We start from the raw sequence: 11,648 nt of genomic DNA on the forward strand, positions 1-11,648 counted from the left end.
CGGGCGGCGCGTGGCGGCGGGCGGCGGGTGGCGGCAGGCGGCGGGTGGCGGCAGGCGGCGCGTGGCGGCGGGCGGAATAGGCGTGAGCCGGCGGGCGTCATGTCCAGCATGACTCCCCGCACGCTCGCCATCCGCGCCCTCATCGCCGAGGGCGCCCTCCTCACCGGCCCCGCTCGCCCGGCCTCCGTCAACGACGCGCCGCGGATCCGCGCCGCGCTCGCGCTGCCCAAGCGCTGATCAGGGCTTCAGCTCCCCCGGGCGGACCTCGTCCCCGTTGATCACGTAGCCGTCGATGTTGTAGGGCAGCATCACGTCCCGCGTACCCCGCTCCCGCGGGTAGCGGTAGTCGATCGCCATCGCGCTCTCGCCGTCGAGGATGAGCACGCCGTCGTCGACGATCTTGTCGCGCACCTCCCCGGGACGGACCTCCAGCGGCACGAGCGTGCTCGGGAACGCGGCGACGACGACCGGCTCGGGTGACGCGGGCGTCGCGACCACGAGCGGCGAGCCGACGTCCTCGACCGGCGTCCGGCAGCCGCTGTTCTCGACGCGACGGACGCGGACGAGCAGGCAGATCGCGTTCTTGCGCGGGACGAGCCACGCGTGGACGTCGGCGTCCTCGTCGGCGATCAGGTGGCGGGCGCCGGCGAACCCGGCCAGGCGGTCCAGCGCGTCCTCGGGCTCGGTCAGCCGCGGATACCACAGGCGCGGGTCCCGGATGTCGCGGAGCTTGCGCGTGACCGGGGTGCCGTCGGGCGCCTTCCAGCTCAGCTCGCCGGCACCGGGCGGCGCGGTGAACACCACCAGGTTCCTGGCGACGACGAACCCGGCGGGCTCGAAGCCCGACCACGTCCGCCGGATGGCCTGGATGCGGTTGGGGAACGCGGCGTAGACGCGCCCGCCGACGATCTTGGCGAGGATCTTGTGGCCGCCGGCGAGCTCGGAGGCCGCGCCGCACTCGAAGAAGTCGGGGACGACCACGAGGCAGAGCTCCGGGCCGCGCAGCCGCAGGTACGCGTCGCGATAGGCGGTACCGGGCTGGCCCAGGGTGCGCACGCGGGCGTCCGGTAGCTGCAGCGCCGCCGGGTCCCGCTCGGTCGGCGCGCGGAAGCCGCCGAAGGTGTCCTCGACGCTGAGCGCGGGCCCGGGGGTGACGGCGGGCGTCTCCAGGTCGGGCAGGCGTGCGTCGCGCAGCACCCACGGGAGCGCCAGCACCAGCGCGGCGAGCACGAGCACCGGCACGCCGGCGCGGCGCACACGACGGTGCCGGCGACGCTTGACCGCCGCGTCGACGAGCAGGGTCTGGAGCTGGGGGAGATCGGTCATGCGCGGTCCTCCACACGGCGCCGGAGCGCGCTGAGCCCGCGCGAGACGCGCTTGCGCACGACCGCCTCGGACGTGCGCAGCTCGCGGGCGATGTCCTCGTATTCGCGTTCGTCGACGATCCGGGCGCGGACGGCCTCCGCCTGGTCGGCGGGCAGGTAGGTCAGGGCGTGCTCCATCAGCTGCCCCGCGTGGATGCGGTCCAGCGCGGCGAGCGTGTCGTCCTCGAGCACGAGCGGCGGCATCCCGAGCCGGGCGCGGGCACGCGACTCCACGCGCCGCTGCTCGGCGCTGCGGCGCAGCACGTTGCGGGCGATCCCGAACAGCCACGCGACCGCCGGCGCTCCGTCCTCACCCCGGTAGCGCTCGGCCCCGAGCAGCGCCGCCGCGAAGCACTCCGCGGACAGGTCCGCGGCGACTTCGGCGTCGTACACGCGCCGGTAGAAGAAGCGGAACACCGCCCGCTCGTGGCGCGCGTAGAACTCGCCGAACGACGCCGGTCCGCCCTTCAGCAGCTGCTCATCCGAGGTGGCCATCTGACCCCTACGTACGGGAAGTCTCCGATTCTGTGACCATGCAATGTGATGCCGTGCTTGATCGCCCTGTTCGCGCTGATCTCGCCCCGCCTGGCGCTGTTCTTCGTCTTGCTCTTCACGAGCTGGATCGACCGGGCGTTCGACGGCTGGATCGTGCCGATCCTGGGCTTCTTCCTGCTGCCGTGGACGACGCTCGCCTACGTCGTGATGTGGGACGTCGGCACGCGCGAGGTCTCAGGGTTCGAGTGGTTCATCGTCGGGCTGGCGTTTCTCGTCGACCTCGGGTCCTACTTCGGCGGCAAACGGGCCCGCCGCGACTAGGTCGGCCGGCGCGTTCTGGCGCCGGGACAGCGCGATGAACGGCAGCGCGAGCAGCTGGATGCCCGCGCTCATCAGGTACGTGGCCGCGTAGCCGTACGCGTCCGCCGCGCGGCCGAGCGCCGGCTGCGCCCAGACACCGCCGGCCGAGGTCATCATCGAGTCGAACGACAGGATCGTCGCGCGCTGGCGGGACGGGATCAGCCCGTTGATGTACGTCTGGCGGATCGGGGTCGAGGCCGCGAACAGCAGGCCCCAGGAGACGGTCAACCCGATCACGGCCCAGAAGTGCTCGAACAGGCCCATCAGCGCGAGCGTGGCCGCCCCGGCGGCGGCGATGAACGCCAGCGCCGACGTGCGCCGCGCGAACACGCGCCGGATCTGCGGCGCCGCGACACCGCCGAGGATCTGCGCGCCCGCCGCGATCGCGGCCGAGATGCCCGCCACCTGGTAGGCGTCCGGGTCCCCATAGAGCTCGAGCAGGTACGGCTGCAGCGCGTAGAAGCCGTAGATGCCGATCCCGCCGGTGAACAGCGCCTGCACCATCAGCCACTTCACGGCCGGCACCCGCCAGCCGTGCTCGATCGACGCGTTCCAGATCCCGCGGATCTCCGCCAGCGGCCGCTCCCGCCGCTCAGGGCGCGTGAAGCCGATGTCGTGCATGAGCCGCCACGCCACCACGAACATCACCGCCAGCACGACCGACCGGACCACGAACGGGAAGCCGAGGCTGATCCGCGCCGCCAGGAACCCGCCCGCCACGGCACCGCCGAGCATCGCGATGCCGCCGACGATCTGCCCGCGCCCGAACACCGTCTCGAGCGAGCCCTCGTAGCCCGTCGCGTCCAGCGCGTCGACCAGCCACGCCTCCACCGCGCCGGAGAAGAACGTGAAGCCGAGTCCCAGCCACAGCGACGCGAGCGCCCACGCCCAGAACGGCGCCTCGACCTCCCACAGGTAGACGTACAACAGCGTGGAGAGCGTCAGCGTGATCGTGCCGAGCAGGTACGACGCGCGCCGCCCGACGCCGTCCGCCACGATCCCGGTCGGCACCTCGAACAGCACCATCCCGGCGCTGAACAGCGCGTTGGCCGCGAACGCCTCCAGGTTCGAGAGCCCCGCGTCGAGCAGGAAGATCGTGTTGATGCCCCAGATGAACGACGCCGCGAGCGTGTTCCCGAGCATCAGCGCCAAGTACGTCCGCACCACCGCCCGCGAGTCCATGCCGACATGGTCGCGGGCGGGATGCGGGGCGTGCGCGGTGCCTAGCCGTAGGGCACCAGGCCGACCACGGCCTGGAAGCGGCCGATCGGCTCCGCGAGCGTGTACGGCACCGTGCCACACGCGAACGCCGGCGGCACGCTCACCCAGTTGCTGCCCGACACGACGCCGACCGCGGTGGCGTTCGCCAGCGTGACCGATCCGCCGCTGTCACCCGGCAGCGAGCAGAGGCCGTCGATCTGCACCATCGCCGAGACGGCGACGCCGCCGACGCTGGTCATGCCGGTGGCGCTGACCGACACCGTGCCGCACGACGACTCCCAGTGACCGTGCTTGCAGACCCACTGGCCGGCCGGGACGTTGCCCCAGTTCGGCAGCGACCCGTTCCACGCGTAGTAGCCGGTCACCGGGTAGGAGGTGCCCGCCGCCCAGTTCCAGAAGCGGCCGTAGGGATAACCCATGAACCCGATGTTGGTCATGTGCAGCGCCATGCCGTCGCCGTACGACGTCGAGCCGTAGTAGTTGCCCTCCATCGTGCCCATCGTCGCGAAGCCCGTGTACGGCAGGTTGCCGGCCGACCAGCCCCAGCCACTCGGGCCGTAGACGCCCATGCAATGGCCGGCAGTGAGGATGTACGGCACGTAGACCGTCGGCGGGCCACCGGTGAACCCGGTCGAGCACACGGCGCCCGCCGGGTTGTGCCAGTCATGGCCGCCGAGGATCGCGTTGCAGGTGCGGTCGTAGTCGTACCACGTGCGGTACTGGGTCAGCCCGCAGGTCTGCGCCGTCTTCGGCGCTAGCGTGTCCTTGCGCGTCACGACGACGGGGATCTCGCCCGCGCCCTCCGCGCGGAGCGCCGTCTCCGCCGTGCGCTCGGCCGAGGACGCCCGCTGCGGGCCCTTGCCGTTGGCGATCGTCACGAGGACCTTGCCCATGCTCACGTCGGCTCGGGCACCCTCTTCGCCGTAGGTCTTCGCGACGGCGGCCTGCACGGCGTCGGCCGCCTCGTACAGCGCCTCGACGGTGTAACCGGACACTGAGACCTCTGCGGATCCTTCGGTCAGGCCGATGTCCGCGAGCGCCGTCTCGACCGAGCCGCGGTCGCCGCTCTCCGCGACCTGGACCGCCCAGCGACCCGCCTCGTTGTCGTACCAGACGTCACCGAGCTTGGCATCGGTCCGCTCGCCGATCGCGTCCGGCAGCCCGAGCACCAGGCTCTGGTCGGTGAGCCGCCGGCGCGCCTCGCTTTCGCTGACGCTGAATCGCGCGCTGTACTCCTTGACCGCGACGGGGTCGAGCGTCTTGGCCGCCGCCGCGCGATCGGTGACCTTGCCGAGCTGATCCTCAGGGAGCAGTGGCTTGACCCCAGGCGGGAACGCCGCCGGCCTCGCCCCCTCGGGCGCCCCGGCGCCGACCAGCGGGGCCGGGGGCGGGTTCGGCTTGGTCTGCGCCGCCGCGCCGGTGGCGCCCGCCAACCCCGCGACCGCCAGCGCGGCGCCGGCGATTCCGCCCAGCATGAAGCGATACTTCGGCATTGAAGCATTCCCCCTCGTACTGATAGAGATGCCCTGCGCATCTCTTGCATTCGTGGAGATCCGCGAGCCGCATTCGGCGTGACAGCGATGGTTCGCGCGCTGACCGGACTGTAGGGTCCGGACGCGCAAGGCACGATCGCGAAGTCGCTGCTAATTCATAAGGCTCTGCTGATCAAATGTAGATGTTGGTCACATGAACGACATTCGCGGGCCGGCAGGCGCACATAGGGTCCGGGCATGGCAGGCGGAAGTCGGTTGCAAGACCGCGAAGCGTTCGCCGCGGTGTATGTCCAGCACGCAGAGGTTCTGCGCCACTTCATCCTCCGGCGCTGCGGGAACGCAGAGGTCGCGATCGATCTCGTCTCGGAGACGTTCGCGAAGGCGCTCGAGCGCCGGCACCAGTTCCGCGGCTCGACCCCCGAGGAAGAGCGCGGGTGGCTGCTCGCGATCGCTCGCAGCGAGCTGCTGCAGCATTGGCGGCGCAACGCGTTGCACAGCGCCGCGTTGACGCGGCTCGGAGTGGACGCGCCGCCGCCGCAGGATCCGGCGATCGAACGTGTGGACGAGCTGGCGAGCCTGCCCCGCGCGGCCGAGGTGCTGGCCGCACTCCCCCCGGAGCAACGCCGTGCCGTCGAGCTGCGCGTCTGCGCCGACGCAGCCTACGAGGACGTTGCCGAGACGCTCGGCGTGACGATCGAGACCGCCCGCACCCGGGTTTCGCGCGCGCTCCGGACGCTTGCGCTGGAGGTCGAGGCCTAGATCGGGTCGAACGCCCGGGTCGCGCACTCGAAGCGCTCGCCCACGACCTCGACGCTCACGGCCGGCCCGTAGCGGGCCGTGAGCCAGGTCGCGGCGTCGGGACGCGTCGTCCAGACCCGGACGAGCGCCGACTGGCCCTCCACGCGGATGTCCTGGAGGAAGAAGCCGGCGCGGCCGTAGCCGTCGAGGAAGCCGCTGCCGACCTGGGCGTCGGCGCGGATCTGACGTTCGAGCGCTGCGAGCTGGGCGAACGTGAACTGCACGGGACGCGTCTGGAGTTGGCCCTTGAAGCGGGTCAGGCGCTTGAGCGCGCGGTCGTGGAGGGCGTGGTCCTTGGTGGTGCCGTAGACGATGTACGGCGCCGCCGGGAACTTGCCCTCGATCGTGTAGCTGCCGAACGCGTCCGCGTGCTGGTTGACGTACTTGTCCACGCGCGGGTCGGAGTCCTCGAGCCGGTCCTTGCGGTCCAGCCAGCGCTGCTCGGCGGCGGTGACGCGGCGTCCCTGGTCGAGCAGCTGCTGCGTGTACGCGGGGTCGGCGTTGAAGCCCTCGCGGGCGCGGTCCTCGACGGCCTGCTGGAGCTCGGTCGGCTCCGGCGGCTCCACGCACGGCGGGTCGCCGGGGCTCGGGCCGGCCTGGATGAGCCGCTGCGTGGACCCGGCGTCGATCACCGCGCGGTCGCCCAACGGGGCGCTGAGCGGCACCTTGGCCGTCTTGATCACGAGGTCGGCCGTCCGGGGGCCGGTGGAGCTCCGCTCGACGACGCCGACCACGACGCGGTCCGGGTTCTGGACGACCTCGGTCTTCTCGAACTGCGCGCCGCCGCCCGACTCGTAGGTGACCGTGATCGAGAGCCCGTCCGGCGCGATCGAGAAGCTCGTGCTCGTGTGGCACCCGAGCACGGTCTCCTCGGTGCCGCGCACGATCGGCTTCACGCGGCTGTCGTAGCGCTTGGCGAAGTACGCCTTGGTGTCCTTGCGCTTGGTGACCAGCTCGACCTTGACCACGCCGCGGTCGGTGTCCGAGGACGTGCTCTGGAGATGGAAGCCCGCCTTGTCGAGCGCTTTCCAGTCGTCGTCGACGCGGCTCTGGACACGACGCAGCGCGCGCTCGCTGAACCGCACCCGCTTCGCGCGCAGGTGCTTCGGCATCGCGGCGACCTGCTTCAGGGCCGCGAGGTGGTGCTGGACGTCGCGGGTGAAGCGCACGCGCAGGTACGGATCGCGCGGCCAGCCGTCCTCGACGGAGAGCCCGCCGTACACCTCACGGTGCTCGCGCACGTAGCGGTCGCCCTTGGCGCCGAGCGTGAGCCGGTCACGCAGCTTGAGGTACTCGTTCTCGCGGTCGGTGGCCGGGAAGTAGCTGACGTCGTACTCCCACGTTCCCTGCTCGTAGAGCTTGCGCACGTACTCGAGGTCGTGCCGGAAGCCGAACTCGGCGCGGCTCGCCGCCCACGACTTGAGCTGCTCGAGCTCGCGCTGCTCCTCGGAGATGGGAGGCGGCGGCGCGTTCTGCCCGCGGCACACGGGCGCCTGGGCGGCGGCCGTGGCGCTGAGCGTCAACCAGAGGGCGAAGGCGAGGAGCACGGTTCGCATGCGCTCACCGTATGCCCGATCGCCCGGTATCTAGGCGGTCTTGTCGCCGTAAGAGGCGAAGACCGCGGCGACCGCGACCACCAGGGCCTCGATCATCGCGCCGTAGAGCGCGAACATCGTCATCCCGACGGTCACCTCGTCCGACGGGAAGACGAAGATCGGCACGACGCACCAGGTGAGGAAGAACGCGGCGCCGCACAGCGCGAGCGTGCGGCCGAGCCGGCCCCAGCGTCCACGGGCGCGCAGCAGCAACGGCAGCGCGGGCAGCACGACCAACCCGCCCAAAGACATGAGCACCACCAGGACGAGGGCGGTGGCGACGACCTCCACTCAGGACCTCACGCGACGGGCGGCTACGGCGATCACCGTGGCGACGCCCAGGCAGACGGCGTGCGCGACGAACCCGTACAGGCCGAAGACGACGACCGCGACGTCCAGCGCGTCGTCAGGAGCGACGAAGAACGGGAGCGAGATCGACAGCGCCAGGCACGCGAAGCCGAACCGCGCGATCCGCTGGGCCGGCGCGGGCGCCGTGCGCAGGGCGCGGCGCAGCGGGACGACGGACAGCACGCCGAGCGCGAGCAGAGCAAGAGCGATCAGGGCGCTTTCCATCCACCGCCAACGGTAGACCCCGTCCCGCCGCGGCGCAGCGGGACGTTCGTCCAGCGACCGCTAGGCGGTCGGGCCTTCGCCGAACGGCGCGAGGCCCGGGTCGTCGCACACCGAGCTGACGGCCACGCGCAGCCACGAGTCCACCCGCGGCTGGATCCGCTCGAGCGAATCCAGGTCCCGGGCGAGGTCGAGGGCCTTGTCCGCCGCTTCGTCGCCGCGGCCCTCCGGCACCGCCTCGTCGACCCCGCGCAGCGCCCGTTCGAGCTCGATGCGCAGGGAGTCGATCCGCGTCTCGACCCGGCGGGCCGTGTACGCGTATCCCTCGACGCGCTTCAAGTGGCGCTGTTCGGTGGTGGCTGGAACCGAGCTGATCAGGCGAGCGATCTGAGCGTGATTCACCGTCGAGCCTTCCGGAAGTCGCGGTTCAGCATGGCGATGAAGTCGATCGAGATCTCCTTGGGGCACGCCGCCGAGCACTCTCGGTGGTTCGTGCACGACCCGAAGTAGTTCTCCATCTCCTCCACCATGCCGATCGTACGCCGCTGACGTTCCGGTTGGCCCTGTGGGAGCAGGTTCAGATGTGCGAGCTTGGCTGCGGTGAAGAGCTGGCCGGCGCCATTCGGGCAGGCGGCGACGCAGGCACCACAGCCGATGCACTGCGCCGCGTCCATCGCGCGGTCGGAATCTTCCTTGGGGACGAGGGTCAGGTTCGCGTCCGGCGCGGAGCCCGTCGGGACGGTGATGAAGCCGCCGGCCTCGATGATCCGGTCGAACGCCGACCGGTTGACCACGAGGTCCTTCACGAGCGGGAAGCCGGCGCTGCGGAACGGCTCGACGACGATCGTGTCGCCGTCGTTGTAGAGCCGCATGTGCAGCTGGCAGGTGGCCGTGCCGCGCTGCGGGCCGTGCGCCTGGCCGTCGATCATCACGCCGCAGGAGCCGCAGATGCCCTCGCGGCAGTCCGAGTCGAACGCGACCGGCTCGCGACCCTCGGCGACGAGCTGCTCGTTGAGCACGTCCAGCAGCTCGAGGAAGGACATCTCCTCGGTGACGTCGGCGATGTCGTAGGTCTCGAAGTCGCCCGGCTCGTCCGGGCCGGCCTGGCGCCAGACCTTGAGGTGCACGTTCATGCGTAGCTCCGCTGCGTCGGACGCACGTACTGGAAAGTCAGGTCCTCTTTGTGCAGCTTCGGCTCGGCGCCCGTGTACTCCCAAGCTGACACGTAGGAGAAGTTCTCGTCGTCGCGGAGCGCCTCGCCGTCCGGCGTCTGGTGCTCCTCGCGGAAGTGCCCGCCGCACGACTCCTCGCGCTGCAGCGCGTCGCGGCACATGAGCTGGGCGAGCTCGAAGAAGTCGTCCACGCGGCCGGCCTTCTCGAGCGACTGGTTGAGCGTGTCCTCGTCGCCGAGCACCTTCACGCCCGTCTTGAAGCGCTGGTGCAGCTCACCGATCTCCTGCAGCGCCGACTCCAGGCCGGCGGCGTTGCGGGCCATGCCGCACGCGCTCCACATGATCTTGCCGAGCTCGCGGTGGAACCAGTCGACGGAGTGCTCGCCGTCGGAGTTCAGGTACGTCTGCGTCTGCGCGCGGACGCTCGCTTCGGCTTCCTTGAAGGCCTCGTGCTCGGTCGTCGGCTGCGGCTTGCCGAGCAGCGGCGCCAGGTAGTCGCCGATCGTCACCGGGAGGACGAAGTAGCCGTCCGCCAGGCCCTGCATCAGCGCGCTCGCGCCCAGGCGGTTCGCGCCGTGGTCGGAGAAGTTCGCCTCGCCGATCGCGTACAGGCCCTCGACCGTGGTCATCAGGTTGTAGTCGACCCACAGGCCTCCCATCGTGTAATGGGGGGCGGGGTAGATGCGCATCGGCACGCGGTACGGGTCCTCGCCCGTGATCCGCTCGTACATCTGGAAGAGGTTGCCGTAGCGGGCGCGGATGACGTCGTCGCCGAGGCGCTTGATCGCGTCCGTGAAGTCCAGGTAGACGCCGTTGCGGCGCGCGCCGACGCCGAGGTCCTGGTCGATCATCGCCTTCGCGTTGCGGGAGGCGACGTCACGCGGGACGAGGTTGCCGAACGCGGGGTAGCGGCGCTCGAGGAAGTAGTCGCGCTCGTCCTCGGGGATCTGGTCCGGCGCGCGGTCGTCGCCCGGCTTCTTCGGCACCCAGATCCGGCCGTCGTTGCGCAGCGACTCGCTCATCAGCGTGAGCTTGGACTGCGTGTCGTCGGACTGCGGGATGCAGGTCGGGTGGATCTGCGTGAAGCACGGGTTCGCGAACGCCGCGCCGCGCTTGTGCGCCCGCCAGATCGCGGTGGCGTTCGAGGCCTTCGCGTTCGTGGACAGGTAGAAGACGTTGGAGTAGCCGCCCGTCGCGAGCACGACCGCGTGCGCGGCCTCGCTGCGGATCTCGCCCGTCAGCAGGTCGCGGACGACGACGCCGATCGCGCGTCCGTCCTCGTCCGTGACGACGTCCAGCATCTCCGTGCGGACGTTGAGCTTGACCTTGCCGGCGGCGACCTGGCGCATCAGGGCCTGATAGGCGCCGAGCAGCAGCTGCTGGCCGGTCTGGCCGCGCGCGTAGAACGTGCGGGAGACCTGCGCGCCGCCGAACGAGCGGTTGTCGAGCAGGCCGCCGTACTCGCGCGCGAAGGGCACGCCCTGGGCGGTCGCCTGGTCGATGATCTCGTTCGAGACCTGCGCGAGCCGGTACACGTTGCCCTCGCGGGCGCGGAAGTCGCCGCCCTTGACGGTGTCGTAGAAGAGCCGGAAGATCGAGTCGCCGTCGTTGCGGTAGTCCTTGGCGGCGTTGATGCCGCCCTGGGCGGCGATCGAGTGCGCGCGGCGCGGCGTGTCGTGGAACGTGTAGACCACGACCTCGTAGCCGAGCTCGGCCAGCGTCGCGGCGGCGCTGCCGCCCGCGAGGCCCGTGCCGACGACGATCACCTTGAAGCGCCGCTTGTTGGACGCGTTCACGAGGCGGACGTTGAAGCGGTGGTCGTCCCACGCCTTCTCGATCGCGCCGTGCGGGACCAGGGACTCGAGCGTGAGACTCAATTGACCACTCCGAACATCACGGCGAGCGGGAAGGAGACGTTGCCGAGGACGACCACGCCCGCGAAGGCGATCGAGAACGTCCGGCGCCAGGTGCCGTACCAGCCCATGCTCTGGAACAGGCTCCACGCGCCGTGGTACAGGTGCACGCCGAGCGCCAGGTTCGCGATCACGTAGGCGATCGCGACCGGGATGCGCTCGAACGAGGCGATGACGTTGTGGTAGACGTCGCCGCTGACGAAGTCCGGGTTCGTCGTGCCCCACGTCAGGTCCAGCAGGTGCCAGACGACGAAGAGGACGACGATGATGCCCGTCCAGCGCATCGTGCGCGACGCGAAGTCGGCGGCCACGTAGTCGCGCTTGGAGACGTACTGGACCGGCCGTGCGCGGCGGTTCATGACCGTCAGCGAGTACGCCGCGTAGATGTGGACGAACACCGCGGCCAGCAGCACGAACCGCAGGCCCCACAGCAGCCACTCACGCGGGAGCGCCGGCTCGCCGATCTCGCGCAGCCACTCGGCGTACTTGTTGAGGGATTCGGCCCCGAAGTAGATCTTCAGGTTGCCGACCATGTGCAGCAGCACATAGCCCATCAGCACCAGGCCGCTGATGGCCATCGCATATTTCTTGCCGACGGCCGTGGCGAATAGCGACGGCCGCGTTCGCATCGCGGCGCTCATGAACGAACAGCGATCCTAGCCACCCC

At 70.7% G+C, this 11,648-nt stretch carries 14 protein-coding genes; 3 read left to right on the top strand and 11 right to left on the bottom strand.

The annotated features are described in order from the left end of the window. Window positions 1-237, top strand: a 237-nt coding sequence (locus tag OJ997_RS24235; RefSeq protein ID WP_270027836.1) for a hypothetical protein, incomplete at its 5' end; no start/stop codon positions are given. Here OJ997_RS24235 and OJ997_RS24240 read toward each other — a convergent pair. Both OJ997_RS24240 and OJ997_RS24245 read right to left on the bottom strand, forming a co-directional pair. Further along, window positions 238-1,326 (bottom strand): hypothetical protein, encoded by a 1,089-nt coding sequence (locus OJ997_RS24240; protein ID WP_270027837.1) that lies wholly within the window; start codon window positions 1,324-1,326, stop codon window positions 238-240. Beyond that, window positions 1,323-1,859: an RNA polymerase sigma factor gene (locus OJ997_RS24245; protein WP_270027838.1), complete on the bottom strand. Its 537-nt coding sequence runs from the start codon at window positions 1,857-1,859 to the stop codon at window positions 1,323-1,325. Before OJ997_RS24245 ends, OJ997_RS24240 begins: the two co-directional genes overlap by 4 nt. A gap of 48 nt (window positions 1,860-1,907) precedes the next feature. On the opposite strand from OJ997_RS24245, the gene OJ997_RS24250 reads away from it, so the two are divergent. Further along, window positions 1,908-2,180 (top strand): hypothetical protein, encoded by a 273-nt coding sequence (locus OJ997_RS24250; RefSeq protein ID WP_270027839.1) that lies wholly within the window; start codon window positions 1,908-1,910, stop codon window positions 2,178-2,180. Here OJ997_RS24250 and OJ997_RS24255 read toward each other — a convergent pair. Beyond that, entirely contained in the window at window positions 2,094-3,401 is a 1,308-nt protein-coding gene (locus tag OJ997_RS24255) for an MFS transporter (RefSeq protein WP_270027840.1), read from the bottom strand. The genes OJ997_RS24250 and OJ997_RS24255 overlap by 87 nt on opposite strands. A 41-nt stretch (window positions 3,402-3,442) precedes the next feature. Then, window positions 3,443-4,933, bottom strand: coding sequence for a chymotrypsin family serine protease (locus tag OJ997_RS24260; protein ID WP_270027841.1), 1,491 nt, complete (start codon window positions 4,931-4,933; stop codon window positions 3,443-3,445). A 237-nt stretch (window positions 4,934-5,170) separates the two neighbouring features. On the opposite strand from OJ997_RS24260, the gene OJ997_RS24265 reads away from it, so the two are divergent. Then, the gene (locus tag OJ997_RS24265) at window positions 5,171-5,692 is read left to right on the top strand and encodes an RNA polymerase sigma factor (RefSeq protein ID WP_270027842.1); all 522 of its coding nucleotides are present in this window, start codon (window positions 5,171-5,173) and stop codon (window positions 5,690-5,692) included. On the opposite strand, the gene OJ997_RS24270 is transcribed toward OJ997_RS24265, so the two are convergent. From OJ997_RS24270 to OJ997_RS24300, 7 genes are read right to left on the bottom strand one after another with little or no spacing between them, the layout of a single operon-like run. Further along, window positions 5,689-7,287 carry a hypothetical protein gene (locus OJ997_RS24270; RefSeq protein ID WP_270027843.1) on the bottom strand — a complete coding sequence of 533 codons (1,599 nt, stop codon included), beginning with the start codon at window positions 7,285-7,287 and terminating at the stop codon, window positions 5,689-5,691. The two genes, OJ997_RS24265 and OJ997_RS24270, sit on opposite strands and share 4 nt — an antisense overlap. A 30-nt stretch (window positions 7,288-7,317) precedes the next feature. Then, on the bottom strand, window positions 7,318-7,617 hold the full coding sequence (locus tag OJ997_RS24275; RefSeq protein WP_270027844.1) for a hypothetical protein: 300 nt from the start codon (window positions 7,615-7,617) through the stop codon (window positions 7,318-7,320). Beyond that, window positions 7,618-7,899: a hypothetical protein gene (locus OJ997_RS24280; RefSeq protein ID WP_270027845.1), complete on the bottom strand. Its 282-nt coding sequence runs from the start codon at window positions 7,897-7,899 to the stop codon at window positions 7,618-7,620. A 60-nt stretch (window positions 7,900-7,959) separates the two neighbouring features. Continuing rightward, entirely contained in the window at window positions 7,960-8,235 is a 276-nt protein-coding gene (locus OJ997_RS24285) for a hypothetical protein (protein ID WP_270027846.1), read from the bottom strand. 59 nt (window positions 8,236-8,294) lie between these two features. Beyond that, entirely contained in the window at window positions 8,295-9,029 is a 735-nt protein-coding gene (locus OJ997_RS24290) for a succinate dehydrogenase/fumarate reductase iron-sulfur subunit (RefSeq protein WP_270027847.1), read from the bottom strand. Beyond that, window positions 9,026-10,945, bottom strand: coding sequence for a fumarate reductase/succinate dehydrogenase flavoprotein subunit (locus tag OJ997_RS24295; RefSeq protein WP_270027848.1), 1,920 nt, complete (start codon window positions 10,943-10,945; stop codon window positions 9,026-9,028). Before OJ997_RS24295 ends, OJ997_RS24290 begins: the two co-directional genes overlap by 4 nt. After that, entirely contained in the window at window positions 10,942-11,622 is a 681-nt protein-coding gene (locus OJ997_RS24300; RefSeq protein WP_270027849.1) for a succinate dehydrogenase cytochrome b subunit, read from the bottom strand. The genes OJ997_RS24295 and OJ997_RS24300 overlap by 4 nt, the downstream gene beginning before the upstream one ends. Window positions 11,623-11,648: the final 26 nt, after the last annotated feature.

This window comes from Solirubrobacter phytolaccae (assembly GCF_027587195.1).
Classification (GTDB): Bacteria; Actinomycetota; Thermoleophilia; order Solirubrobacterales; family Solirubrobacteraceae; genus Solirubrobacter; species Solirubrobacter phytolaccae.